Origin of the sequence: Dolichospermum heterosporum TAC447, assembly GCF_024584745.1 — a bacterium.
Taxonomy (GTDB): Bacteria; Cyanobacteriota; Cyanobacteriia; order Cyanobacteriales; family Nostocaceae; genus Dolichospermum; species Dolichospermum heterosporum.
The window spans coordinates 5,159,073-5,185,351 of sequence record NZ_CP099464.1 but is presented as its reverse complement, the minus strand read 5'-3'; the positions used below and the strand labels follow the sequence as shown (position 1 = coordinate 5,185,351).

23 protein-coding genes are annotated in these 26,279 nt (G+C 37.4%); 10 read left to right on the top strand and 13 right to left on the bottom strand.

The window, feature by feature from the left end; translation table 11 throughout:
* Window positions 1-44: 44 nt before the first annotated feature.
* Window positions 45-1,163: a GTPase gene (locus tag NG743_RS23620; protein WP_257121013.1), complete on the top strand. Its 1,119-nt coding sequence runs from the start codon at window positions 45-47 to the stop codon at window positions 1,161-1,163.
* Between the two features lie 13 nt (window positions 1,164-1,176).
* Here the strand turns inward: NG743_RS23620 and NG743_RS23615 are convergent, their stop codons facing one another.
* The 5 genes from NG743_RS23615 to NG743_RS23595 form a co-directional block, all read right to left on the bottom strand.
* Window positions 1,177-1,770, bottom strand: coding sequence for a GTPase domain-containing protein (locus tag NG743_RS23615; RefSeq protein WP_257121012.1), 594 nt, complete (start codon window positions 1,768-1,770; stop codon window positions 1,177-1,179).
* Between the two features lie 528 nt (window positions 1,771-2,298).
* Entirely contained in the window at window positions 2,299-2,598 is a 300-nt protein-coding gene (locus NG743_RS23610; protein WP_257121011.1) for an HNH endonuclease, read from the bottom strand.
* Window positions 2,599-2,682: 84 nt separating this feature from the next.
* Window positions 2,683-3,183 (bottom strand): hypothetical protein, encoded by a 501-nt coding sequence (locus tag NG743_RS23605; RefSeq protein ID WP_027401568.1) that lies wholly within the window; start codon window positions 3,181-3,183, stop codon window positions 2,683-2,685.
* 234 nt (window positions 3,184-3,417) lie between these two features.
* Window positions 3,418-3,804: a CopG family transcriptional regulator gene (locus NG743_RS23600; protein WP_257121010.1), complete on the bottom strand. Its 387-nt coding sequence runs from the start codon at window positions 3,802-3,804 to the stop codon at window positions 3,418-3,420.
* 10 nt (window positions 3,805-3,814) lie between these two features.
* Window positions 3,815-3,988, bottom strand: coding sequence for a ParA family protein (locus tag NG743_RS23595; protein ID WP_257121009.1), 174 nt, complete (start codon window positions 3,986-3,988; stop codon window positions 3,815-3,817).
* A 434-nt stretch (window positions 3,989-4,422) separates the two neighbouring features.
* Between NG743_RS23595 and NG743_RS23590 the strand changes: the two genes are divergently transcribed.
* From NG743_RS23590 to NG743_RS23580, 3 genes are read left to right on the top strand one after another with little or no spacing between them, the layout of a single operon-like run.
* Entirely contained in the window at window positions 4,423-5,025 is a 603-nt protein-coding gene (locus NG743_RS23590) for a DNA-binding protein (RefSeq protein WP_257121008.1), read from the top strand.
* Window positions 5,026-5,084: 59 nt separating this feature from the next.
* On the top strand, window positions 5,085-5,999 hold the full coding sequence (locus NG743_RS23585; RefSeq protein WP_257121007.1) for an ATP-binding protein: 915 nt from the start codon (window positions 5,085-5,087) through the stop codon (window positions 5,997-5,999).
* Entirely contained in the window at window positions 5,999-7,042 is a 1,044-nt protein-coding gene (locus tag NG743_RS23580) for a metal-dependent hydrolase (protein WP_257121006.1), read from the top strand. The genes NG743_RS23585 and NG743_RS23580 overlap by 1 nt, the downstream gene beginning before the upstream one ends.
* Window positions 7,043-7,448: 406 nt before the next feature.
* Here NG743_RS23580 and NG743_RS23575 read toward each other — a convergent pair whose 3' ends face one another.
* The 4 genes from NG743_RS23575 to NG743_RS23560 all read right to left on the bottom strand — a co-directional run bounded on the left by NG743_RS23575 (window position 7,449) and on the right by NG743_RS23560 (window position 12,063).
* Window positions 7,449-8,105, bottom strand: coding sequence for a hypothetical protein (locus NG743_RS23575; protein WP_257121005.1), 657 nt, complete (start codon window positions 8,103-8,105; stop codon window positions 7,449-7,451).
* 315 nt (window positions 8,106-8,420) lie between these two features.
* Window positions 8,421-11,432 (bottom strand): SUMF1/EgtB/PvdO family nonheme iron enzyme, encoded by a 3,012-nt coding sequence (locus NG743_RS23570; protein ID WP_257121004.1) that lies wholly within the window; start codon window positions 11,430-11,432, stop codon window positions 8,421-8,423.
* Between the two features lie 34 nt (window positions 11,433-11,466).
* Window positions 11,467-11,844: a hypothetical protein gene (locus NG743_RS23565; protein WP_257121003.1), complete on the bottom strand. Its 378-nt coding sequence runs from the start codon at window positions 11,842-11,844 to the stop codon at window positions 11,467-11,469.
* Window positions 11,845-12,063: a YlcI/YnfO family protein gene (locus NG743_RS23560; RefSeq protein WP_257121002.1), complete on the bottom strand. Its 219-nt coding sequence runs from the start codon at window positions 12,061-12,063 to the stop codon at window positions 11,845-11,847.
* Window positions 12,064-12,355: 292 nt separating this feature from the next.
* Between NG743_RS23560 and NG743_RS23555 the strand changes: the two genes are divergently transcribed.
* From NG743_RS23555 to NG743_RS23545, 3 genes are all read left to right on the top strand, one after another.
* On the top strand, window positions 12,356-13,438 hold the full coding sequence (locus NG743_RS23555) for an ATP-binding protein (RefSeq protein ID WP_257121001.1): 1,083 nt from the start codon (window positions 12,356-12,358) through the stop codon (window positions 13,436-13,438).
* A gap of 143 nt (window positions 13,439-13,581) precedes the next feature.
* Entirely contained in the window at window positions 13,582-13,782 is a 201-nt protein-coding gene (locus NG743_RS23550) for a hypothetical protein (protein ID WP_257121000.1), read from the top strand.
* Between the two features lie 21 nt (window positions 13,783-13,803).
* Window positions 13,804-14,172, top strand: a complete 369-nt coding sequence (locus NG743_RS23545; protein WP_257120999.1) for a hypothetical protein — start codon at window positions 13,804-13,806, stop codon at window positions 14,170-14,172.
* A 467-nt stretch (window positions 14,173-14,639) separates the two neighbouring features.
* On the opposite strand, the gene NG743_RS23540 is transcribed toward NG743_RS23545, so the two are convergent.
* Together NG743_RS23540 and NG743_RS23535 are read right to left on the bottom strand one after the other, a co-directional pair.
* Window positions 14,640-16,403 (bottom strand): group II intron reverse transcriptase/maturase, encoded by a 1,764-nt coding sequence (locus NG743_RS23540; protein WP_257120998.1) that lies wholly within the window; start codon window positions 16,401-16,403, stop codon window positions 14,640-14,642.
* A 1,245-nt stretch (window positions 16,404-17,648) separates the two neighbouring features.
* The gene (locus tag NG743_RS23535; protein WP_257120997.1) at window positions 17,649-19,184 is read right to left on the bottom strand and encodes a pentapeptide repeat-containing protein; all 1,536 of its coding nucleotides are present in this window, start codon (window positions 19,182-19,184) and stop codon (window positions 17,649-17,651) included.
* Window positions 19,185-19,333: 149 nt separating this feature from the next.
* Here NG743_RS23535 and NG743_RS23530 point away from each other — a divergent pair, with 149 nt between their 5' ends.
* From NG743_RS23530 to NG743_RS23520, 3 genes are all read left to right on the top strand, one after another.
* Window positions 19,334-19,624 (top strand): TRADD-N-associated membrane domain-containing protein, encoded by a 291-nt coding sequence (locus tag NG743_RS23530; protein WP_257120996.1) that lies wholly within the window; start codon window positions 19,334-19,336, stop codon window positions 19,622-19,624.
* Window positions 19,625-19,916: 292 nt separating this feature from the next.
* Window positions 19,917-20,780: a helicase HerA domain-containing protein gene (locus NG743_RS23525; protein ID WP_257120995.1), complete on the top strand. Its 864-nt coding sequence runs from the start codon at window positions 19,917-19,919 to the stop codon at window positions 20,778-20,780.
* A gap of 10 nt (window positions 20,781-20,790) precedes the next feature.
* Entirely contained in the window at window positions 20,791-21,078 is a 288-nt protein-coding gene (locus NG743_RS23520; RefSeq protein WP_257120994.1) for a transposase, read from the top strand.
* A gap of 225 nt (window positions 21,079-21,303) precedes the next feature.
* Here NG743_RS23520 and NG743_RS23515 read toward each other — a convergent pair whose 3' ends face one another.
* Window positions 21,304-23,688, bottom strand: a complete 2,385-nt coding sequence (locus NG743_RS23515) for a dynamin family protein (RefSeq protein ID WP_257120993.1) — start codon at window positions 23,686-23,688, stop codon at window positions 21,304-21,306.
* Between the two features lie 54 nt (window positions 23,689-23,742).
* Window positions 23,743-26,232, bottom strand: a complete 2,490-nt coding sequence (locus tag NG743_RS23510) for a U32 family peptidase (protein ID WP_027401583.1) — start codon at window positions 26,230-26,232, stop codon at window positions 23,743-23,745.
* Between the last annotated feature and the right edge of the window lie 47 nt (window positions 26,233-26,279).

Genomic DNA, 26,279 nt, shown 5'->3' with positions numbered 1-26,279 from the left:
AACTTAAATTTAACCAGATATCTTATTTGACCAGTCGAAAAATCATGGAATTAACACAAGAAGAACGTAAGGCTATTGAAGAAGTTTTCTCTAAACTCGTAGAAGAAGCAGTTAAAAGACCTCTTATCTTCTTAGAAGTCGGTCGTACAGGCGTAGGAAAGTCTAGCACGATAAACACACTTATCGGGAGGAATGTTGCCGAAGTAGGTCATTTAACTGCTACAACGATGGAAGTTAAGACTTATAATTTAGCGATCAATGATATTAAAATACAGTTAATTGATACCCCAGGGTTGTGTGATGATTTAGAAGAAAAAGGAAACGACGATGTTTACATTGATAGAATTAAGAAAGGAGTTCCAAATCAAGAAATTGACTTAGTATTATTTTTTAGTAGTTTGATAGCTGATGAAAGATCTGTATTAAAAGATGAAAGCCGCGCTATTAGAATAATTTCTAAAGCCTTTGGGGAAAAAATTTGGAAACAAAGTGTCATTGTTTTTACTTGTGCTTGTAGTAAAAATATTGTACCGTACCAATATCAAGATGATTTAAAAGAATGGACAAAAATTCTCAAAAAAGAAATTGAAATCTATGCGGGGAAAGATATAGCTGAACAGATTCCATCCGTTGCTGTTGATAATAATTCAGAAACTACACCTGACGGTCAAAGATGGTTGGGTAATTTATATACAACCTCAATTCAAAGAATCTCTGATTTAGGCTTTTTACAATGGGTGATTGCAACAGAAGAAAGATTAGTCTATTCGAGCAATTGTTCAAGAACCAGTTCTTCAAGCAGCAGTTCTACTTATTATAGTTCAGGTTATTCAGATTATTCTTATTATGATTCGGATTATTCTAGTCATTCTAATTCAAGAGCCGAAAAAAATAAGATTGTTTTATCTGAAGACAACCTACCTGAATTAGTAGGTAAAAGCGAAAATTTTTTGGGAAAAGTAGTAAAGACTGTCAAAAGAGCTTGGGAAGTAGCTGAACCAATTATTGTTCCAATATTCACATCTTATATTGAAGAGAAAGCAATAGAGAAAGCAAGAGAGTGTAGAGACTATGTTGTAGAGAAAACATTAGAGAAAACAGTAGAGTGGGGTTCAGCAGCAATATCTTCTGTGGGAAGATTTTTCGGAAACCTATTTAGATAACGCCTTTAAATTATCAAATTTTCTCATCTAAACATTCGCTTATCTCACGAGCATTTTCATGCCAATTAAAGTTAACATTGTCAGCTAATATAACTCTCTTGAAAAAGCCAAAATTCTTATTTTCTTTCTTCAAATAGTCGGTGATTTCTTGGAGTCGAGCTTGAAAACCACTTTCAAATTTATCTGATCCTAAAGTATCTAAACGCCCTGCACAACGAGTAAAAACTATCATACTATTTTCCCAATAGTGATTAGGGAGTTCCTTGGCAATTAATCTTAATGTTTCAATTTCTGCTGAAGATAATCTAGGATGAAAAGCGGTGACATAAATGATTCCATGAATTGTAAATTGGTTCGTTACTTCTATTAACTTTCTTAGATAAGCTATATTTCGCTGTTCAGCCTCTGATGATGTTTGTGAATCTTGCTGAAAATTTAGTCCTGGCAAGTCAATCAAAGAAATATTTTTACTTTTCTTTGTATAACGTTTTATATCTTTAGTAATTTCTTCATATTTACCAGTTTTGGCAACTTGTTTGTCCATATAGCTATTAATAAAACTAGATTTCCCTACGCCACTATTGCCAATTAAAATATAGTTAATCATCACTTTTTGCTCCAATTGCTAATTAGTGGTTATGAAGTAAAATAATCATCACTTATGAATCAACGAAAGAATCAGGGTTGTAGTCATCGAAAAAGATAAGGTTTGCTTAACCGTACTGTGCCTTTGCTGCTTGGAAGGATGAATTTCTTCCTAGAGTTTAATATCTGTTTCTACCGCTCACAGCTTTTTTTGATGTCAGACCTAAATCATACACAATTATACAACCTCATCAAGTCTCTGAACAGACGATCGCTGTAATCTGATTATTTACTACTCCCAAGAGGATAGAAACTTTGTCATAAGCGATCGCCTTCTGCAATCTAATTATTTATTACCCACAAGAGGATAGAAACTTTGTCATAAGCGATCGCTGTAATCTAATTATTTATTACCCACAAGAGGATAGAAACTTTGTCATAAGCGATCACTGTAATCTAATTATTTATTACCCACAAGAGGATAGAAACTTTGTCATAAGCGATCGCTCTAAAGTTCCTACTAGCTAATCAAAATTCCCCCCAATAAAACTTAACGATTCTCAAACCCCGACAAATCAAACAGCGACAATTGCCCCAGGGAAACATTACCCTTACCACCGCGATGATAACTAAGATGACATCCACTACAGAGGCAAATTAGGTTCTCAACCCTATTATCAGCAGGATTCATATTGTGGTGGTGAACTTGTAGATTATAGGCACGGGCTTTAATATTGTCAGCAGGTTTTTCACCAGGACGCAAGCAAACACGCCCACATTTTTGGCAACACCAATTAGCTTTTTCCTTGATGGCTTTGGCTAGTTCTTTCCAATGTTTGGGGTATCTCATAATAAATGAAATGCACACGCTACATATTAATATTTTACTTTCCTAGTAGTGAAAATCGTGTGACGTGAGTGCTACAGTCATAATTCATTGAGGATTTGCCAACAAAGTTGAAGCCACAGAGATATCATATCTTTGTCCTGTTTCTGTAATTTGGAAGTCCAGAATAAAATACTTATTATCAGAGAAATGCTGATGTTTCCTAGCAATTAGTTCATCAATTATTTGTGTAATCGCCTGTTGAGTTTCTGCATCCTGATTTGATAACTGTTGTTCCAAGAAAGTATCAAGTGTTGTTTTTTGTTGAGATTCAGGCATCACCGCCGCATTCCAGGCTATCACAGCCAAACTAAATAATGATTTACGTCTTCTCAATGTGCTGACATTATCTAAATACGGAGCAACGAACTGTTGAAGAATTTCTGACATTTTTGGAGCGCCCTTGGGTTCTATGGGTATATTTGCAGCCAATTCCCCAAATCCCCCCTCTTTCATCTTCTTTCTCAGTGCTTCCAGACTTTTCTGCTTATCTTGGGAACTCTGCCCTTGTTTCATCAAATCTTTAAAATCCTTAGACTTTCTCGCCATAGTGCCTCTCCTGTTTTAAATTGTTTTAAATTGGTACTAACTCAATCTTAATTACTGCATTAATTACTGCATTATTTACTTACTGCATTACTGCATTACTTACTGCATTACGTAAGTTTCCGAAACTGTACCTGAACCGATATGTCCATTAACGGAATTGCCAACAAAGTCAAACCAATATATTTTTGCATTATTTACTTACTGCTATACTGCATTCATTACTGAATTACTGCATTACTCTTCTACTTCCTGAAGTGCTTCATCAAGTAAGAGGCGAACAATTTCAGCCTTTTTACGCCCCGTTCTAGCAGCCATCATAGATAATTTGCGGTGCATTGATTCAGTTAGATCAACGGTTAAACGCACTGTTGCTTCTTTGGGGGGAACTTGTTGGAGTTGAGACATAATTGATGATTTAGGTTGTGGGGATGGGGTTATAGTTGGGATTATGGCTGATGCTTCCGGCAGGGATAAGCCACTCAAGCTATCGGTTGTCGGTGCTGATATGGTTTCTGCCACGTCATCAACATGGGGCTGTTCTGTTTCCGATGGTGTACCGCCAAAGACAAACTCATTTGCCAGGGCATCATCGAGGGATTTCCGAGGTTTCTTGGTACTCACTTCAGCATCCCTACAATTTCTTTAAACTCAACCATACGGAACTACTGCGTTGTGCATCGGCATCTAACAATCTGACCTTATGACCCTTGAGTGATAACCAATAGGCTAGATGCACGGCTGAGGTGGACTTTGAGCAGCCCCCTTTCTGATTGATAAATGCAATTACTGACTTACTTACTGCCATACTGCCATACTGCCATACTGCATTACTGCATTAATTACTGCATTAAGTATATACTATAAAGGAAATTTTAATTTAGTTAGCTTGAGATTGATGATATTCGATGACTACAGCAGACGAAGCCATTAAGTAATTGGACAAAAATATTTACAGTCATTGCAAGCGAAGGGAAGCAATCACAACCCTTAGAATTGCTTCGTTCTATATGACTAACGCCACTCTTCGCTTACACAACAACATTGTGTAATTAATTCTGTCTCACTAATTAGTACACCAATTATAATTTGCATTGATTCTAATTGATGTATAAAAATTTCCGGTACAATTAATAGCCGCGCTGTACAAAGTCGCTTTTTTTATCAAGTATTCTTGTACAAATACTGATACATAAATTAATACATTGTTGTACAATGGTACAAACTTTTTTTGAAAAATTTATGACTGTACCTCAAGAACATGAAGATTTGAAAATAAGAGTTTTTGAAATTTGCGAAAACTTATATATAAAAAATGAAAAAATAAATAGAAATATTGTACGAGAACAGCTAGGCGGTGGTAGTTTTAGTACAATCTGTCCTTTGATACGTGAATGGAAAGAACTCAAATCTGTACAGTTTAATAGTCTAAATGGTACAGAAATAGAGGATGAAGGTACAGAATCAGGTACAGAATTAGGTACAGAATCTCATCTTGTGTTGAGTCAAGAATCCGTAATTACCGCTACACAAGAAGAATTAACCGCCACATCAGTAAATCCTGCTTTTATTCCTGATAGTGATATCAATAGTATGGTTCGGGCTGGAGCAGAAAAAGCCGCAGGAACGTTAATTGCCCAAGAGGCGATCGCCAGTCATTTTTACCAAAACCCTAATGAATTACCGGCTGATTTAAGAGCGCAGTTGGAGGGTGCGAGGGGAAATTTTACGCAATCGCGCAGCAGCACGAGCAAAGCTGCGTACAATCCTCAGAACCTGATCAATTTAGCAATGCAGAAAATCAAACAATCCCAAAGAGAAGACGGACTAGAACTAATTGGTTAACGTTAGCTCTGAGTGGTTTCTTGCTGGCCGTCAGTTCATTCAATCCCCTGTCAATTATCTTGGCTGTAACTTCTGTGTTTCCTAAGTCATTCTCTAAGAATGAGGGAGTTGAGGGAGTTGGGGGAGTTGGGGGAGTTGGGGAGGAATGTTTTGAGGTTGAAGAATTTCAAATTTACAGACAAGCGGAACTAAACCGCACTACAGCGTCATTACTCGCTAATGGGGCAATTTTGATTGTCGGGGAAGAGGGGAGTGGTAAGTCTGTACTGGGTAATGCTGTTGTAGAAAGATTAACCGATGACGGTTTTTTAGTGGCTTTTGTTGAACCGACAACACCTAAGCAAATGCTGTTAGAAATTGCCCAACAGTTTGAACTTCCCACAGAAGACATCGAGGGGAAAAATCTGACTATGGATAAATTGAAGAAAGCGATCGCCCAATTCCTCTCAGAGAACACAGCATTTATTGTCCTTGATGATGCTCAAAACTGCGATATGAAATTCAGAATATGGTTAAAGCAATTACGCCGTAAAGGTGTACCAATGTTAGTGTTGGCAACTGACCCGCCCCGTTCTGATATCTTTATTAATATTCCGAGAATTGAACTGAAACCCTTACCAGAGAAGGCAATCAGACAAATCATGAAAGCAGCAGCGCAAGAAAGAGCGATCGCCTTAACATCTGCCGATTTATCTAAACTTCAGGAACGCGCTGGGGGAAATCCGATGTTAGCAATCAGGGCAATTGAAGAAGAATATTTAGGTTTAGATATTGAAGGGGCTGATCACAGAAGGTACTTTGACATCACACCATTAATTTTGGTAGTGGGGGTAATCTTTGTAATTATGCGCTTTATTGGACTTGGTACTAATGACCAAGCACTATATATATTTGGTGGCATTGCAGCAGCGATATTCTTAGGACTCTCCCGACTGCTTTACAGTTTGCCTCAAGAAGAAAGGAGAATTAGGTAATGTTGGGAATTTCACATTTACTAATTAGTGGCACTGCATCCAGTTTATTACTGCAAACCGCTGACCCGGTTTTGATTGCTGTTGGTGCAATTGGTGGTTTACTCCCTGATGTTGATGTTTCTACTTCTCCAGCAGGTAAGGTTTTTCCTTGGATTTCTGGGTATTTTCAAGAGACAATGCCCCATAGAAGCATGACTCATTCTATAGTTGCCAGTGCAGTGGTGGCGATCGCCTCCTATGGAACAGCAGTATTTATTCCCCAATTTATTCCTATAGCCTCAGCGTTAACTATCGGGTACACATTCGGATGGTTTGCAGACTGCTTTACTCGCGGTGGTGTGGAGATGTTTTGGCCTTCATCTGTACGCTGTGTTTGTCCTGGTAATCGGAATTTACGTTTGAAAACAGGGAGTAATGCTGAATATTTTGTACTTTGTATATTGATTGCGATCGCATTATCAGCATTTAGCATCAATAGTAAGGGGGGAATTTTAACCCAGTTTAATCGTCTAATTGCCTCTACATCAGGGGTACAGGGTGTGTACAATAGTTCGGGAAGTACCCATAAAATTGTTGCCAATATTAAGGGAGTCAGGGCGGGCGATCGGTCAAAGGTTGATGGCCAATTTCAGATTATTCAACCTAATGGGACTGGTTTTATAGTCCTTGAACCTAATACAAATAAACTATATAAAGCCGCAACTGACCCTGATAGTCAGATTGTTATTGAACAAATTACCGCAGATGTTTCTACACCTGCTATTACTACTATTGAATCGGTATTTGTGGAAGATCAGGTTATTGGAGAGGCTGTGGCTAAATTCAACCGCACTAATACAAATGTATTTATTAGTGGTGATTTGTCGGTGGAAGATTTTGACACCTCAGTTTTACCCCGTGACCCTTATCAATTTAAGTTTATTGACGCATCACCTAGTAATATTAAATTGGAAGCTGCGCCATTAAAAGTTGTGATGAAATTCTTAGGGGATGAATTCGCCAGTGGTAGTTTACAAATCCGGTCAATTGTTAGTAGTCAATGATTAGAGAACTCCACAAAAAAGATGAACTGCTTGCAGCAGCGCTAGTGGTCTGTCAATATTAATTTTGTGTGTTAATGAAGTTTGAAAGTATTGCTAACAAACGGTTATAAAATTTAATAACTCACAATTTCAAGCTTGACAGACTACTAGTTCCCTCCGGGACGCTCCGCGAACGCTATCCAATCTTGTGGGATGTGGGATGGGCATCTTGCCTGTCCTTGTATTATTAGCGGGCAAGACTTGTACTGAGCTTGTCGATAGCGTAGCGTGGCGTTAGCCATAGTATGCCCGCACCACAAGAAATTTTGGGATGTTTTTTTAATTGGAAGTCTCTTATGAATCATTACGGCATTGCACCGAGATAGCCGTAAAAATCCCGTGCATATAATTTACAGGTTCAGAGAATTTAATTTGTCTTAATATTTTGTTCTTTGATTGCCTCCATTAAAGATTTCTCTTGCTCCTTGTTGCTATGCTTTAATGCTAGTGAATAGATTTTATTGCAAAATGACGCATAGCTATCTCTTTTTATTAAAGGTATCACTATTTTCGTATATTCTTCTGGTATTTTAACTTCAGCTAATGACGAAATATAAGCATCCAGAAATTCCTGCTCATTACCAGGAATCATCCAACTCCCATATTCATCAGCAAAGATAATTTCTTCACCATCTTCCATTTTCTCAATCAGTTCGTAGAGAATCTTAAAAGATTCCACAGCAGATGTATGTTCTTTCTGTTTTGTTAACTGGGTGCTAGATTGCAAAAATTCGCCTAGCTTCTCAAACCATTCTTCTGTTTTTTCAGGAATATGGGAAAAGTTCTTAGAATTAATATCAAAAGGCGCATAGTATACCCCAGCTAATGAGTCTTTATAGAAGTTTTCTAATTCCCTTATAATGTCTTGCTCTGAGTTTTTTGATGGCTTAGACTCCTTCATCAGTCCGCCAAAAATATGCCTTCTTTGTTGAGTATTTATTTCGTAATATGCTGAGTGCAACAACTCAAGCAAAGTCGCTTTAGTCTGTCGTTTTAGTGCTTTAAACAGTGCATCTTCATCCATATCAATATTATTGGTTATTCAACTCTGCCTAACTATTTATTATACGAAAAGTTTTTAGTTATCATGCCAAACTATTTAGTCAAATAAAGCATTATAGGTAATATTGTGTGTATCTAATTATTGGAATCTTTTGCTGTCAGGAGATTTGAGAACCGATTACGCATAAAATGTCGCAAGCTGACAATATAAAATCCCTGGTTTCATCCTGTTCATCCTTTAATCGGCGGATATCCTGATTCTGACAAAAAAATTTTTCTCGCTATGCGAGAGGGATAAGACAAGAAAAGAGCAAGAGGGCAAAAGCGCATAGTGCTACTAAGTCCTCGCCGCACTAAAACAGACAACACGAAAACCGATATTGTTGAACCTGTAATCGCGGTTGAAGTTGTAGCGGCTGGCAGAACGGCAGCCCCCAGGAATGAAGTTCCACGAACCACCGCGCAGCAGCTTTCCATTACTACTCTCTTCATTATCTAGCCATACGCTACCATCTGTTGGCGCACCTTCATAGTTATTATGCCAATCATCTTGACACCACTCCCATACATTACCGTGCATATCGTATAATCCAAAGTTATTAGCTACTCCAAAACTCCCTACTTCTGTTGTTTCTTCTCTATAAACTCCTTTGGGTCCTTGACCATAAGTATAGTTACCATTATAGTTAGCCAAATCTGCTGTAATTGTTTCTCCAAAGTGAAATGGCCTGGTAGTTCCCGCTCGACAGGCATATTCCCATTCTGCTTCACTGGGGAGACGGTAGGTTCTACCTGTATATTGTGAAAGGCGATCGCAAAATTCCACCGCATCATACCAAGAAACTCGTTCAACGGGATGGTTATCACCTGTAAAATCAGATGGATTTGGTTTTAGTTCACGGTTTACTTGTGGAAATGCAGATACAGCCTTCCATTGTGCTTGTGTAACTGGATATTTACCCAGACAAAAGGATTCAACAATTACTTCATGTTGAGGTTTTTCTGAATTATATCCTTCCCCTTCTAATGATCCCATCATAAATGTACCACCGGGAATAACGACCATTTCTAAAGTGATATCTTCACCGAAGTTTTCATTAAAATATTGCGTTTGTTTGGTTTCTCGTTCAATGATTTCACCGCGATGGTTAACAGTGACAGTTTCAAAATCAAAAGATTTTAGCTGATCACTTTCTTGTCCCAAAGATTGAATATCTTTAAATTCTCCTTGAGCAGACAAAGCAGCTATAGTATTTTTAACTAAATCTTCTCCCTCTATATCCTGATTTCTTTGGGCTGTGACCAAAGCCAAATCTAATCTTATCAAAGGGTCTTTATTCGGTTCAATCCAACGCCAATAATCGCTTAATAAAGCTGTAATTCTCGCACTGCGACAGACTTCTAAACTTATTTCATGCTCATAACCCCATTCCAGAAATAAGATTAAATTCGAGTTTTCTTGCAAGAGCAAGTTTTGTCCTTTCTTATCATCTCTATTTCTAAAAATCTTAATAACTTCAGTACAAAAATTGCCATGATAGAAATCCAGAACTTTAGGAGCAAGATAGTTAAGTTCTCTCCCGTTTTGCAATCTACTTTCTGCATAAGTACGAGCAGGTTCGGGTAAATTTACTCTCCAATCAGATGCAGTAGGAGACTTTTCTGCCATAGAAAACTTGAATAATTCTAACAAAGCTCTATTCCCACTTCTTCCCCAAATAGCCCTAGCTAAATCTCGACTCAACCCACTAGGAAAGAAAGCCAATAAGGGAAATATATCTTGCCCTTCTACCGATAACATTTTAAAGGAACGATCTAAAGTTATCCGCAGACTTCTTTCTTTTCTTTCTTGATGAGAAAAAGCAGCAAGAACTTCCAGTGGTTCATCTATCAAGCCTTCATGCAACATCTTGAGAGTACATTTAGTTTCTTGCATATAAGATGCGGCTAATTGAATCGCTAAGGGATAGCCATCTAGAAATTCAACTAAAAGATTAAAATCCTCCGCTAAATTATCATTATTACCCCATTCCGCTTGCTGTGGAGCAAACTTTTTAAATATCTCTTTTGTTTCTGATGCTCCCATGCTGTAAACTTCTTCTTGATGACAATAAAGAATACCCCCTGCTAGAGAATCACGGGAAGTTAATAACATTTTTAATTTAGGACATTGTTCTAAAAGCAAGTTCAAAAATTTAATTAGTTCATTAGATTCTTTCTCAATTAATCTATCTAAATCATCGAGAATTAAAAACACTCGACTATTCTTTAATTCTTTTTCTAAGGCAAAACTATTCAATTCAAGACTTTGTTTGATTCTTGTAATTAGCGTCCCTACAGAGTCAGTATCGCGTAAACTAATAAACCGAACTCCATCCTCGTAGCGATTTCGTTCATGTAACCACCGACCAATGGCATGAGCTAAGGACGTTTTACCGATTCCTCCCATACCATGTAGGGCTATACAACGTTTATTATCCGACTCTACCAGGACTTTAATTACTTGATGTATTTCTTGTCTACGTCCTACAAAGTTGGGATTATCAAAAGGAATATCAAGATTTGACCACTGGGGATAGATAACACTGTGAGAATCGGCTGGTTCTATATCCAGTGATTGATTGTGGGGAATTTGGGGTAATAATCGAAATTTGAAAGCTTCATCAAAATTAACCCCCTGCTGAAAAGTTTTAGAGTTAAAGATTGTTCTTAGTTTATCATCAGTTAAAACTGCATCACGACTCGCTGAAAAAGCATCAGCAATGTTATCTTGATTAAATAATGCCTGATAAAGTCGTTTAGAAAAACATTGGGCTGCAACATCTAAAATCTTATCTTCAGCACCTACTCCAATTACATGAGATACTCCTGCTGTAACAAAAGCCTGAGCTAATTTTTCTGAATGACAGGCATTTAATAATGCTAATTGACAGGGTGCTTGTTTCTGATTTGATAGGGCAATTTTTAACTCTTCTTCACTAAAAGAACGAGTCATTCCTACCTCATTTTCTAACACTAGGGCTGTACTATCGCCCTCTTTCATTCCATGACCAATAAAATGAATAATCAGAGGTTTGACCCGACTAGAAAATACATCTTGTAATGTTTGCGAAGTAGCTACTTTCACTACTATTTCCACTGCTAAAGGATGAGATATATTCTTTAATACTAAAGCTATAGCCTCAATTTCTTGCTGAATTGATAAATTTTCTACTGGTAATAAGTCTTCGTCCAGTAGAGGGGCTGAAAACAGAATCAGAATTTGATTACTAAAAGAATTATCTTGTTCCAGGGGGTTTTCTGTCCGAGGATTAGGGGGAATTTTTTCAGCTACTTGTGAGACAACCATGCTTCTATTTCTTCATCAGTAGGGGTTTTTACAGCTACTTGTGAGACAACCATGCTTCTAATCTTTTAAACCATGCTTCTATTTCTGCTTCTGTAGCGGTGCTTAAGTCAATATCAGGAAGTTGTGGGTGTTTTAACTTGCCTTTTGCTTCTATCCCTTTTTCTCGCAATTTTTGCCGCCAATTAGCGATCGCTTTAGCCGCTTTGATAGTGTAATCTATCAACTGTGCTGTCGCTGCTACGCCTGAAACTAAGCCTGAAACTACAAGAACAATGTCATCTACAACTAACGCGCGGTTTGATGACTTCTGTAACTTGATTGAACTGAGAGATAGTGATGTTTCTAAAAATTCTATTTCATCTGGGGGTAGTTGGGATGAAATTGATATGCTACAGAGAGGAATTTCACGCATTTACAACTCCAAAAGTTTTGTTTTTTTGATTAATACTTCAACTTTAGTTTCTAATTCAGCCATCCTCTGATTCAACGGCATATTGTCAGCACAGCCAATATACTGACTAATTGCACTCACAACCACATCAGTTTTCGACGTGCCAGTTAGCTCAACATAGTTATTGAGTTCTTGCAGTAGAGATGGAGATAATCTGATAGCAATTTGCGGTTTACCCATAGCTTAGACCGGATAATTCTAGAATATGCTATCAAACAGTATGACTAAGTGTTGTTATTTATGAACAATTCCTTACTCAAGTAGTGTCTTTCTTGTGAATGATACATATCTCGTCCTAGTAGTCTGTCAACCAGGGAACTCTTAACTGGGAATAGGGAACAGAGTTGAAAGTCTTTTGGTGTATGATTTCTTAGGTAAATTCTGTATCTCATTCAGGTGCATACCGCTATATAATTATAATTATTTAACTTTAACTTTTAAATCTATTCACAAGCTTTAAAACCAATTAATTATGAAGCCATTACCACAAGCTACACTTAAACCACAAGGTAAAATAATCGAAAAAGAGCGATCGCACTCTGGCATTTTATTAGGGGATAAATGCTATTGGAATCCTGCACTACTTCCCAATGGTCACGTTGCCATTATTGGAACGTCGGGAAGCGGTAAAACTCAGACATTAAAAGCGATCGCCTATGAATTACCTAAATTATTTCCCAGTATAAAGAATATTATTATTGATTATCACGGAGATCAGCAACTACCGGGTGAAGTTTGTTATCCCTTGGATATGGAGTCACCCTATGGGATTAATCCATTAACAATTGATTTAGATACTAAAGGTGGTGGACCAGCACTGCAAGGAATAGCAGTAGCAGCAATATTGCGTAAAGCCTTGACAATGGGAGCAAATCAAGAGGGATTAATTATAGAAATATTAAGTCAGTGCTATAAACAAAAAGGAATTACTCAGGAAAGCGTAAGCACCTGGACTAATAAACCACCAACTTTTCAAGACTTACAAAATGAGATTACAGCAAGAATAGAGAATGGATGTAGAGAATCCTCTAAATTAGCCTTAAAATTAGCTGCAATGTTTGAGTATGGAATCTTCAATAAACCACAGCCTAACTTAAAATTACCCCTAATTAGATTTGATTTATCAGCACTTGGTAAAGTTCCTGGGTTGAGTGCGATCGCAACTGAGGCAATTATCAAACAATTAATGGACTCTCATCGAATTATGGGAGAAATTGATGGTAAAATCCCTAGAACGTTTATTATAATTGATGAAGCTAAAGAAGTTAAAAATAGTAAAACTTTAAATATTATATTAGCAGATGGGAGAAAGTATGGTTTATGCTGTATCTTGGCTTCTCAACGCGACTCTGAACTTAGCAAAGAAGTTATCGCCAATACTTCTACAAAAATCGTTTTGATGGTGGATCAGACAGAAGTTAAAGCCGTTTCTAATCGGTTTAGATTTTCTCCTAATATAGTGGGACAATTGCAGCCATTGGAGGCATTGGTTAGAATGGGGACAGAAGGCATTAAAACTAACATAAAACCATTTTATGAAAGGTATCAAGAATAATCAATTAAACATCGGTCAGGTCTGATGTTGGGATATACAGAGCGATCGCAAAGCACTTCGTAGGAATCAAACCAGGGTTAGAGAAGTAAATCTGAAAGCCTTATCCATTAATCGTCTTAGCCTTATCGTAACTTTCTGTACCGTTGCTCAGTTCACCACATTATGATGAACTAGAAAAAGCTGTTACTCACAAGTTGATACTGAGTACAGCTAAGGTAAAAGAACTGATTGGGGTAACTCTAAGAGTAAACAAAGATGAAATGACTTTTGTATGGAGTAGCTTTACCTTCACAAAAGCGGGTAAGCTGGATAATCAGATGGAGTGGTTAGTTAGTAAAAATTAGTGAATAAAACAAGGATTAAATATGACTTTATCTGATGATGAAGAGTTCTACTTGCGTAGAGTTATGCATGAAAATGATTTGATGAATCATCGCATGACATGGTTCACAAGCTTACAAGGACTACTTTTTGCAGCACTTGGTTTTTCATGGGGCAAGACAGAAAACAATAATCTGATTTTTATATTAGGCTTCCTTGGAATACTCACGTCTGCTTCTTCTGCATTTGTATTGTGGGGAGGTGCAAATGCAATAGAAGAGTTATTAAACAATTCAACTACAACAAAAACTTTTGGTCGTAAGGCTAAGTGGAACGAAAAATATTTTTACCCTTGGTACTCATTTCCAGTGCTATTTGCAATTACATGGGCAATAATATTATTTACAGGATAAGAAAACTCTGTTTAATCACCTTTAATTTGTACCCGTGCTAATTTCGGGCTAGGAAGGTCGGTAAATCGGGATTTGACAACTTCTACTCTACCACAGTTTAGCCATTAATTCCTCTGTTTTGATAACTGGGGATTTTTTGTATAAAATATATGAATAATCAATGGTTTTTAAGCTTTTGAAAAATGAATTAAACATCGGTCATTGCGCTCTTTTATTCTAGTGGGAAATAAAATGTTATATTATTAATGGTTCACTGTGTTTTAGTTTTGGTGAATTTTATGAAAAGTAATAATTTGGCAATAAATATCTTTTTTGCAATTGCGATCGCTTTATCAATAATTCTAGTGGGAAAACTCAAACCACAGGATAAACCGGGGTACAGCCGGGAGGTAGAGTCGAGGGGAATGTTGCCACTCCACCCCTCTCTTCCGAAACCGTGCTTGCGATTATTCACCGCACACGGCTACTCAATGTGCAATCCTATTGTCATTAACAGACTTCTGACTACCATCAAGGGCAGTTTTTTCATCATGGCAATGTCGATGTAATAGTTGAAGATTAACCCACTCGTCTTTTCCTCCAATGGATTGTGGGATTTTATGGTCAACTTCCATTACATCTTGTTCGCGAAAGTATAATCCGCACGCCCGACATTTACCCTGTTGTTGTTTTAACAATATTGCCTTTCTATTTGGCAATTCAGGATGTCTGCCTAGTCTTGTACTCCAATAAACCAAATCGCCATCATAGGGACTTTTACCACTTTTAACTAGCACATATCTATTGCTACTACTAGCAAATTCTGTGTGCGAGATTAATCGTATAAGGTTATCTCCATTTTTTGTAACAAAGACCAATTTTCTGTTACCAATGGGTCGCCAGTATATGCGATGGGCTTTCTTGGCGTTTCCAGTCCGGCGTTTTCCCCATCTCCGAAGTTTTAGATATACCAAATTATCTTGTTTGGAGAAGTCTCCCGATGTTCCACTATCTGAGGCTTTATAATAAGCACTCCATCCCCTAATTACGGGATTGAGGTCTTTAATAAGTGCCGATTGTGGCGATAATCTGTGCAATTTAATGATGTCAGCAATTTCTCGCTGATGTGTCTTAATTGCTTTCTTTGATGGGGTAATGAGTGTGTCAAAACCCAATTTTCTACCGTGGTTATCTTCATCACTTCGATATTTACCCCTTGGGAATTGCTGAATATGATGACCGAGAAAGTCAAATCCAGCAATACCATCTTCACTCTTATTGGGTTCGAGTGTGTGAGCAACACGGGTTTTGGAGGGCTTTAACTGTAAGCCAATACCAGCTAACCATTCAGAAATTACAGCCATACACCCGGAAATTACGGACTTGTTTTCGTGCAAAAGTACGAAATCATCGGCGTATCGGATGACACCAATAGAACGGCGTTTCTCCATTCTACTTAGCTTTTTGAAGGTTAAGTTTTCAACGTAATCCTTAACAACCGTTTCTAATCCGTGCAAGGCGATATTCGCTAAAAGTGGTGATAAAATTCCGCCTTGTGGCGTACCACTTGATGTAGCTGTAAATACTCCCTTGTCTATCACCCCAGATTTCAACCAGGCTTTTATTTGTCGCCTGAGTGATGGAAAGGTGTTCACTTTTCGGAGTAATTCGTGATGATTAATACAATCAAAGCACTTGGCTACGTCCGCATCTAATACGTATTTAGCCTTTGTTTGTATACAATTTTTAATGTGCTTGATTGCGTCTTGGCACGACCTGCCAGGTCTAAAGCCGTAGCTTCCCGGCTCGAAGAGGGCTTCCCACTCTGGTTCGAGTACCGCTTTGACTACAGCTTGGAGGGCGCGGCTTTCAATTGTGGGTATTGATAAGGGGCGTTTTTCGTTGCTCCCAGGCTTAGGTATCCATATCCTACGTGTAGGTTTGGATTTTCCTGTAAGCTTTAATTGCCCTGCTAGTTTAAGACGCGCTGCTGGGGATAATGATTTTATACCATCCACTCCTGCGGTCTTTTTTCCTTGGTTTTCAACTGTTACCCGTCGAACCGCTAGTATCCTATTAGACCAAGATCTCATTAACGTTTTCTGGAGTTTGCGGAGTCGTTTGACATCACCACAGCGTGAAGCAGCATAGATGCGTTTTTGCAACTTGAAAATGTATTTCTCAGCTTTTCGCCAATTAATCGTCTTCCATCCCTCTGTATTCGATATCGAATCAGATTTAGGCTTATTCATTGCTACTTGTACCTCTAGCTTTTTGGCACATTGCGGTTCACGTCAGCATATCCCGGACATTACTCCATCCGTTTTCAGGCTTTGACCGTTAATTCGGTCTGGGCATTAGCTTCTTAAACCATCCTTTCCTCAGTAAAATTTGTAGCCTGACCGCTTACCTGTTAATCGACCGTAACGGGAATTTACATGAGGGTTACTTCGTTCCTGATATCCATTGGTTAGAGACTTTAGGGTATGCCTTTCCACCGGGGGTCTAGGTAGTGCGCTAACTCGGTACGTAGATACTGTTAGACCTTACCCAAGCCGGATATTCCCAACCCAGGGTGTGACCGAATCACAAGCTTATATCCCCTGGCTATTTTTAACGGTGGCTCAACGACATTTAGCCTGCTCTACCCCACGATTCTCCAGCACAATTGTGTTGGCTCGCTTATAGACCTCTTGCTTGCGGAGGATGTTTTCAGCAATTGCCATCTTTATCCGCTTTCGTCCCCGCTTTACGGATTTGATAGTCAGTCTCTTCCGTAGGGGCTACCAGTTTTCTGGTAATTTACGTGCTTTCAGCCCCGCACCAGGGCGGTAAGATTTGGTTTTCTAGGTTACTCACCTCACTTACATGGATATCAAGTTATCATCGGTGGAGGATAAAAGTGCGAACTCAACCCAATAAGAGTTACTCTACCGAAGCCTGGAATCCCCCCAACATCTGGGTTTCTCCAGAACGAATCGCACTACCTTCAAAATGGGACATGATGTAAAGAAATGTTGCAAAAACTGATTTAGTGATTTACTAACTTACCCAAAAATGGTGAAAGGATATTCCTTTTTTGGACACTAAAATAAACTTTTCAGGCTATTTAGTCTCCTAAACTTGCCCATAAATGACCCTTTTAGGGAATGTTTTTATTTGAAGTGTCAAGTTCAGATGGAGGCTGAAACAACGGTAAATCAAGAGTTTTGAAAATTAAATTTACAAAACTTTACATCATGTCCCAAATTGCAGGTATCCCGGCTGTACCCCTTTATTGAACGCATGGACGGGAATGAAAAAATATTTATGGAGGTGATGAATAACGAAGAATTTAGAGCAGTTGTGTTGGAGAAATTACTATCTAGTATTTTTGAGACTATTAAAGGTGAGCATTTATGATAGGTTGAGGCGAGATAGGGTGTTTTGGTGGCTACCCAACTAGAAGCAGGGAAAACCATATTGATAAACCGTGCAGAATTTTATTAACGGAAATTTTAACGAGGAGGAATTTTAGAGCGCTCTCCAGGTGAATCTTCAAAAACTGCCCCACGTTGCTTTAATTCACGCTTTGCATCTTCAGTTATTCCTGGGTTATTTCCGAATCGAGCATTTTCAAACTTGACATCGCTTAAATCAGCACTGCTTAAATCAGCACCGCTTAAATCAGCACCGCTTAAATCAGCATCTCTTAAATCAGCATCGCTTAAATCAGCATCGCTTAAATCAGCACCTCTTAAATTAGCACCGATTAAATTAGCACCGATTAAATCAGCATTTCTTAAATTAGCACCTCTTAAATTAGCACTGCTTAAATTAGCACCTCTTAAATTAGCACTGTTTAAATCAGCATTTCTTAAATTAGCACCTCTTAAATTAGCACTGCTTAAATTAGCACTGCTTAAATTAGCACTGCTTAAATTAGCACTGCTTAAATTAGCACCGATTAAATTAGCATCACTTAAATCAGCATCACTTAAATTAGCACCGATTAAATCAGCATCACTTAAATTAGCACCGATTAAATTAGCATCACTTAAATTAGCAAGGAATAAATCAGCACCGATTAAATTAGCAAGGAATAAATCAGCACCGATTAAATTAGCACGGCTTAAATCAGCACGGCTTAAATCAGCACCGCTTAAATTAGCAAGGATTAAATTTCGCTCTACAGAAAACTGATTGACAATCTTACAAACTATAAGCCATTTGTCGTCAATTCTAGCATCATTTAGAGATGTACCTCTTAAATTAGCATTACCCAAATTTGCACCACTCAGGTCTGCACAATCTAAGTCAGCATTTTCCAAATTGGCATTTCCTAAATTTGCATTCCTCAAGTCAGCACAACTGAAGTTAATACCACTTAAATCAACGCCGCTTAAATCAACGCCACTTAAATCTGTATCACTTAGGTCTAATTCTTCACCTTTAGCTCTGCTAATAATTCTTGCCACTAAAAGAATTTTATTCGGTTCTGCCTCTAGCTTTTTAAAGCCATCTGGAGAAACATTGAAAGTAATTTTTATACTGCCTTTTTCTATTTTAGCTATCGTTGCATTTTTATCACCTGAAATCATTATCAGGGATTTTAACAAATCATTTCGTTTTTTAGAATCATTTAAAAAACTATTTATATCGCCTGGGAAGGTAATACTAAATTGCCCATTAACAGTATCAAATGTAATAGAAGTGTGAACTGTATTTGCTTCTGCTACTTTTGTTACTGCTCCAGTTCCTTCAGTTCTAGAAATAGAAATAACACTTGCTGTATTCATACTAGGAACAGTCCAGGAAGTTTCATCTAGATCGGACTCTAGTTCAGCAATATCTTGCCACTTCAATTTTAACTTATTACACAGAGAAGTAAACAGTTCCTTACTAATACGTTTTCCTTTCAAAAATTTGTTTACAGTCTGTCGAGTACACCCCTCTTCCCCAGCTAGGTAATCCTGATTTTTACCGTATTTCTTAAACGCTAGGCTCAGTTTTTCAACTCCTGCTGCTGATGCCCGAAAAGAACGCTCCCCCATGACTCACCCACAATAACTTTTACATAAGTTTGACAGTATATAAACCAGACATAAGTTTTACATACAAGTTGTACATAACATTAACCACAGCAAGGAAAATCCAGGGGTTAATGGATTTATCAAAGCAAATTTACCAAAAACACTGGATTATGACTAACAAGCATAACATTAAACCTGCTCCTGATTCTAACCCTTACTTAGCACTGATTGTTAAAGAGAGATTACGTCAAGCCCGCTATAGCTTTAATTTTGCCTTAACTGCCACTGCTTTATCTTTTGGTATCAGTCTTGTAGGTGCTGGGTGCTTGCTCACCAATAAAGTATCAGAAGGTGCTGTGACTACGGCTGTGGGACTTATGGCTAGTGTGCGCTATATGCAGATAGCCAAAGACGCAAACAACCGCTTAGATAAAATTGTAGATGATTTGGATACAGAGTAGGCTTTGATAGAGGACAGCCGGGATATCAGTAATTATTCCGGCTATACCCCATAAGCATTTTTAACCCAATGTCATCAAACATTTTTTACCGTACACAAAAAATATACTAAAACACAGAATTATAATTAAACATATCTAATCATGTTTAGTTTCCACCTGTGTAGCAACAGGAGTAGAGAGGTCGTAAAATGGGGGTTTCACGTCAAAAAAGCTATAGGATAGATGTAATATAAAGTTTCTATACCACTAAAACTTTTAAATCTAAACACACAAGCTTTAAAACCAATTAATTATGAAACCATTGCCACAGGCTACACTTAAACCACAAGGTAAAGTATTTGAGAAAGAGCGATCGCACTCTGGAATATTATTAGGGGATAAATGCTACTGGAATCCTGCTACTTTGCCAAATGGTCATGTCGCCATTATTGGAACGTCTGGAAGTGGTAAAACTCAAACATTAAAAGCGATCGCCTATGAATTACCTAAATTATTTCCCACTATAAAGAATATTATAATTGATTATCACGGAGATCAACAGTTACCTAATGAAGTTTGTTATCCCTTAGATATGGAATCACCCTATGGGATTAATCCATTAACAATTGATTTAGATACTAAAGGTGGTGGACCAGCACTGCAAGGAATAGCAGTAGCGGCAATATTGCGTAAAGCCTTGACAATGGGAGCAAATCAAGAGGGATTAATTATAGAAATATTAAGTCATTGCTATAAACAAAAGGGTATTACTCAAGAAAATGTAAGCACCTGGACTAATAAACCACCAACTTTTCAAGACTTACAAAATGAGATTACAGCAAGAATAGAGAATGGATGTAGAGAATCCTCTAAATTAGCCTTAAAATTAGCAGCAATGTTTGAATATGGAATATTTAATAAACCACAACCTAATTTAAAATTACCATTAATTAGATTTGATTTGTCAGCACTTGGTAAAGTTCCTGGTTTAAGTGCGATCGCAACTGAGGCAATTATCAAACAATTAATGGACTCTCATCGAATTATGGGAGAAATTGATGGTAAAATCCCTAGAACGTTTATTATAATTGATGAAGCTAAAGAAGTTAAAAATAGTAAAACTTTAAATATTATATTAGCACAAAATGATGGAACAAGAGGCGCAAGAAGCATATGAGAATAAACGAATGAGAATCATAGTTCAAGATAATAGACCAATACATCGTTGTCGAGAAGTTCAGGCATTATGGACAAAGTGGGAAAACATGGGTTTATATATGTTTTTTCTTCCTAAATATTGCTCGGAAATGAATCCAATTGAATTAGAATGGCAACATCTTAAACGAGATGAAATTGCCGGAAAAATGTTTGAGGATGAATTAGAACTAGCGTATGCAGTTATGGATGGTGTTGAAACCAGAGGTAAAAAAGGAAAACACCGGACAGAACGTACTAAATTTAACAAAGCTAATTAGGTTAACTTTTCTTTACATACCTTTAAATTTTTCTGTTCACCTACTTACATCTAATTGACTAGCTTTTAAAATATAACCATCAAAATCAATAATAACATCACCTTGTTCAGAATCTAAAATTTGAAACTTATCTTCCATCTCTCCTCCTCTCTGCGCCTCTGCGTCTCTGCGTGAAAAAAATCTTAATTAGGTGAACACAGAAAAACCCTGCATTCACCCAACACATTATACCTCTTCCTCCCCAATTATCGGCAACAAATGTTCATACAACTGCATCGCTTGTAAACAGCCATTAATTCCCGCAACTGCTGTATTATACTCCTCGATTTTCCCCGCAACCTGACTCAACAAACGTTGATTATTAGCAATCTTTTCCTCAGCTTCTTGTTGCAATGTTTTCTCTAAATAAGCCCGCGCATAAGTATATTGTTGTAATATCTCATCTGCTTGTTTTTCCACCATTGGTAACAACTGAATTTTAATACTTTGGTTGATGGTTTGACGGAAAGATTGACGAATACTGTAAGAAACTTTCGGTTCAAAATCTAACTTTAATAATTGTCTAATTGCAGGTTCAGCGTCAACAATACTTTCTGCGTCGTAACCTTGCGAAGTTTGTTCTAATACTTGTCGAAATTGATAGATAGAAAAAGTTCCTTCATTATAAAATCTGGGGCTTTCTCTGACAAAGCGATCGCATTCAACACTAGCAGCAGTTACCAAAGATTGAGTAATCAGTTTTTCTATCTCTTTTACCTGTAATTCAATTCCCCCATCATTACCCAACAAACGATATAATTGACGGTAATATTCTGCTTTTCTAATCTTGGCCATTAATTGTTGGAATAGATTACTAATTACCTGTTGACAAGATTCTATTAAAATATCTTCCAACTGATTTGATAGGTAATAAAAAGCCTCTACTAAAATAGCTAATAAGGGTGCGGTTGCGTTTCTAGGATGACTCAAAGTTGCGCGACGATAAGCTTCTGCAACGGAAAATGTATCTAATAATTCATCAAGACGACGAATCATCCGTGATTGTAATTGTCGAAAATCTGTTTCAAATTCTTCGCAATTATTATTAATTAATCTGTTAACTTCATCATGAATGTGCTGATTAAAATCTCTCCCAACTTGCTGGAGTTGCTGATTTAATTTTTGCAACTCATATTCTTTCATACTTTCGATTTCTCGCGGTTGACTATCTAAATCAATTTGCACACTTTGATAGTGTTTTTTGAGTTTGATACAAATATCTTCTAAATCATCTGCGAGGTTTTTGAATAATTGGGGACGTTTTTCTTCTGTCAGATAGCGAGTAATTGATGTCCGAAATTCTTCAACACCACTATCTTGAATGAGTTGGTTAATTAATGGTGTTCCCTGTTCGCTTAAAATTCTCACATAGTTATCATTAGACGTTTCATAACCATGAAGAGAAATTCTAAATTGACTGGGAGAAAGTTTACCTGAAGCAACGCAGTAATTATTAAAAGCAAAAACAAATTGTGGTGTTTCTTCTTTACTATCTAAACCTTTAACACTTTCTGCAAAAATCGAATCTAAACCAAATCTATCTAATCGCGTTGTTTGTTTAATTTGACTTCCGTAAAATCCTAACAAACCACTAGTTTTATAAACTCTAGTAGTATCTCGAAATTGACTGTTAATTAAATCTTCTAACCGTTGTCTGAGTTGGTTATTGTACCAAGTTTCATCAATGCGGTTAAAGATATAAAAAACCCTGTCTCTTATCCCCGCATTTTCCCGCATTGTTTCTAACAGTTGGGTTTCTTCCTTTGTCATATCTCCTGCTGACGCAGGTTTGAGAACACAAACTACTGCTGATGTATCTGAATGTTGAATTTTTTGATATGTTAATTGTGCATCTTTTTCGACTGGTGCATCAATTCCTGGGGTGTCTATAATCACGTTACCATCTTCTAAAAGAGGATGATAACAATAATATTCAATTCGTTTCAAAACCGCGCTATTACTACCTCTGCGTGCATATCCTGCGGCTTCTTTGAGGTTGGTAAAATTAAACTGTTCCATTGAGTATGTAGCATTATTAAAGCTGTTAATTCTTTCTTTGTTTGCAACATATCCTTCTAATAGCAAAATTAATGCTTTTGCTTGTTTTGCACGTTCTGATTTACTCTCTCCTCCTTCTTGTTGAATAATTGCTGTACAACCTTGATGCAATAAATCAACTACATCTTGTTTATTGATATTCTCTACGGTATTAAATCCCAATTGTTGACACAAAAACACCGCTTGTTCTTGAATTTCTTTTTCACTCAAAAAGGTTAAAACAACTCTTTCTGAATCTACAGGTGCATATTCAATTTTACATTCTGTACCAGTCGCGTGTCCTTCTGCACTATATAATAATTCCCTCTCTAATAGGGCATTAATCAACATGGATTTACCCGCACTAAAAGCACCAGCAAATACAATTTCAAACTTAGGAGAAACTGCTTTATCCAAAGAAATTTGCACAGATGTAATATCTTGAGAACGCAAAGCTGCTTCTTGCTGTAGAAGTTGGAGAATAGATTCAACTTGTGCTTGCAATTGCTGACACTGAGGCATTAAACTGGACATAAAAAGTAGTAATCAAGGTGCATAAGTATTGTAATACTACTTATTGCCATTTAGCTACATTATCCCCAATGCACCACGAGTCACACCTAATTGGTTTTGTAGCTTCAATTCTCTCCACAGTTGCGAACCGATGATTTCTCCTTGGAGTAATTTCTGATAGCTATGTATTGTTTTTTGTACTTGTTCTGGTGTTTCGCTGACAAATTCAATCCGTAAGTGCTGTAAACCCAATGAAATCAGCCGTTGCACATATTCTGCTCCGGTTTGTGCTGTGGCGTTATATACTGTATTTCTACATCCTGCGTCTGCTTTGAGAATATGTTCACTACCTACCCTATCTCTGATTGTAACCGCTTGTGTATCGCAAGGTCTACCACAATTGGTGTAATCTGTTCCTTCAGACAGAAAAGCGCAAAATACACAATGTTCCATGTGAAACATTGGGATATGTTGATGAATTGTGACTTCAAAATTTTGTGCTGGGTAATTGGTAATTAGATCTTCCAGTTGATTAATATTTAAGTCGTAAGATGCTGTTAATCGTTCTAAATTAAAGCGGTTTTTAAAGTAATCTGCGGTTAAAGGGTTAGCAATATTTAAGGAAAAGTCACCAACACATCTTTCATTCGCAAAATATTCTAATTGGTCATAATTTCTAATTAAATAACCATCAGCTTGGGAAGCAAGAACTTGTTTTAAAATCCAGGTTTCTCCAGGTTTGGTTATCCGGGGTGGTGCGACAAAAATACTAATTTCTTCCTGTTTTGATTCTCGCACTATTTTTACTGCTTCTTTATAATTGCGAGGATCTTCAAATTCACAATATATAGTTTTGATATCTGTTGTTAATACTGCTTTTAATTGTTCGATGTTTCTCACCAAAACAATCAGGGAAGGGGAAGCGGAAATTGGTGTAGATTTAGAACTAATTAAATCTTGCCATTTTCCGTGATGATTTAATTCCCAAAGTTTGGGTCTACTTCTTAATTCCTCTAATTTGCTAACTATCTCCCGACGCATTCGATTTAACTCACTCACAGGTAACATAATATTCCCGTTGAGACTATTTATAAAATTGTCTAAATGGAAAGGTGTATTTCCTAACCTGCCAAATTGTTCTTTTAATCTTTCTGTTGAGAGGGGTTTTGTATGTGCCTCAGCTATCAATATTTCTGATTCTACTTGCACTATATTCCAAGATTGATCACGGGATATAGCTATTAATTTTTCGCCAATCTCTCCATGTACTTCGATATTAATCGGTCTGGTAAATTGGGGATGTTCTCCAGTATAACTTTGACGGATTTGTTTATCTAATTCGGGATCATTTGTCTTCCAAACTCTATCACCTATATGGATATTATGGAAATTTAAATCATTTCTGCCAAAAGTTAAAATGACATCCTGACCATTAGGAATAACTGCATATATTCGTCCCCCTTCTTCCTTCCTTTCTGGGTGTCCGCAATCAAAAACAATCCCATCTCCCGGTTTGACAGGTGCTTCTAACTTTATTGTTATTTCGGCATTTCTAATTCGGGTAACTTCTCCCAAATAAACACCGCGTTTTTTACCAAATCTCCCATGCACTAACTCTTGATTATTAATTCCCTCAAACCAACCTGTATATAGTCCGCGAGAAAATGCCATTTCTAACTTATATTGGTCTTTCTTTCGACTAGAAAACGTCTCTACATTTGTTTCTAATAGTTGATTTAAAGCTTGACGATAAACGCGAGTTACATTAGCAACATATTCCGGTGCTTTCAACCGTCCTTCAATTTTCAAAGAAGTCACTCCAGATTTTACTAACTCTGGTAAAACGTCTAAACCTGCTAAATCTTGAGGACTTAATAAATATTTGCGATCGCCTAAATTCACAACTTCTCCATCTGCAATTAAATCATAAGGCATTCTACAAGCTTGAGCGCATTCTCCCCGATTTGCAGAACGTCCTCCTAGTGATTCACTGGTTAAACATTGTCCAGAATATGCGACGCACAAAGCACCGTGAACAAAAACTTCTAAAGGTAGGGAAGTATTTTTTTGAGATATTTGTTGTTGAATTTTGTTAATTTCCGAAATCGAACATTCTCGCGCCAAAACTACCAATTGACAACCCAAAGATTTAGCAAATTCTACCCCCGCAGCACTGGTAATAGTCATTTGGGTAGAAGCATGAATTGGAAAGTCAGGGGAAAGATGACGAATCAGCCGACAAATACCCACGTCTTGCACAATGACGGCATCAACACCGGCAGAAATGATAGTTTTGAGGTATTGTTGTGCTTCCGTTAGTTCCTGGGGGAAAATCAAGGTATTCAGAGTGATATAACCTTTGACTCCCCGCAGGTGCAAAAATTCCATTAATTCGGGTAAATCTGCTTCTGTGAAATTCTCAGCCCTCATTCTCGCGTTAAACTTTTCTAAACCAAAGTAAATCGCATCCGCACCATTTTCTACTGCGGCTTGAGCGCATTCCCAGTTACCCGCAGGTGCTAGGAGTTCGGGGATTTTCAGGGTAGGGGTGGAGATGCTTGTCATTTTGGTTAAGTCAAGGTTATGTCAGCTTATAGATTGTACCTAAATTG

Coding starts and splice junctions, on each gene's coding strand:
- NG743_RS23620 (WP_257121013.1), top strand. CDS start 45: ATGGAATTAACACAAGAAGAACGTAAGGCTATTGAAGAAGTTTTCTCT.
- NG743_RS23615 (WP_257121012.1), bottom strand. CDS start 1,770: ATGATTAACTATATTTTAATTGGCAATAGTGGCGTAGGGAAATCTAGT.
- NG743_RS23610 (WP_257121011.1), bottom strand. CDS start 2,598: ATGAGATACCCCAAACATTGGAAAGAACTAGCCAAAGCCATCAAGGAA.
- NG743_RS23605 (WP_027401568.1), bottom strand. CDS start 3,183: ATGGCGAGAAAGTCTAAGGATTTTAAAGATTTGATGAAACAAGGGCAG.
- NG743_RS23595 (WP_257121009.1), bottom strand. CDS start 3,988: ATGGCAGTAAGTAAGTCAGTAATTGCATTTATCAATCAGAAAGGGGGC.
- NG743_RS23590 (WP_257121008.1), top strand. CDS start 4,423: ATGACTGTACCTCAAGAACATGAAGATTTGAAAATAAGAGTTTTTGAA.
- NG743_RS23580 (WP_257121006.1), top strand. CDS start 5,999: ATGTTGGGAATTTCACATTTACTAATTAGTGGCACTGCATCCAGTTTA.
- NG743_RS23575 (WP_257121005.1), bottom strand. CDS start 8,105: ATGGATGAAGATGCACTGTTTAAAGCACTAAAACGACAGACTAAAGCG.
- NG743_RS23570 (WP_257121004.1), bottom strand. CDS start 11,432: ATGGTTGTCTCACAAGTAGCTGAAAAAATTCCCCCTAATCCTCGGACA.
- NG743_RS23565 (WP_257121003.1), bottom strand. CDS start 11,844: ATGCGTGAAATTCCTCTCTGTAGCATATCAATTTCATCCCAACTACCC.
- NG743_RS23560 (WP_257121002.1), bottom strand. CDS start 12,063: ATGGGTAAACCGCAAATTGCTATCAGATTATCTCCATCTCTACTGCAA.
- NG743_RS23555 (WP_257121001.1), top strand. CDS start 12,356: ATGAAGCCATTACCACAAGCTACACTTAAACCACAAGGTAAAATAATC.
- NG743_RS23545 (WP_257120999.1), top strand. CDS start 13,804: ATGACTTTATCTGATGATGAAGAGTTCTACTTGCGTAGAGTTATGCAT.
- NG743_RS23540 (WP_257120998.1), bottom strand. CDS start 16,403: ATGAATAAGCCTAAATCTGATTCGATATCGAATACAGAGGGATGGAAG.
- NG743_RS23535 (WP_257120997.1), bottom strand. CDS start 19,184: ATGGGGGAGCGTTCTTTTCGGGCATCAGCAGCAGGAGTTGAAAAACTG.
- NG743_RS23530 (WP_257120996.1), top strand. CDS start 19,334: ATGACTAACAAGCATAACATTAAACCTGCTCCTGATTCTAACCCTTAC.
- NG743_RS23525 (WP_257120995.1), top strand. CDS start 19,917: ATGAAACCATTGCCACAGGCTACACTTAAACCACAAGGTAAAGTATTT.
- NG743_RS23520 (WP_257120994.1), top strand. CDS start 20,791: ATGAGAATCATAGTTCAAGATAATAGACCAATACATCGTTGTCGAGAA.
- NG743_RS23515 (WP_257120993.1), bottom strand. CDS start 23,688: ATGTCCAGTTTAATGCCTCAGTGTCAGCAATTGCAAGCACAAGTTGAA.
- NG743_RS23510 (WP_027401583.1), bottom strand. CDS start 26,232: ATGACAAGCATCTCCACCCCTACCCTGAAAATCCCCGAACTCCTAGCA.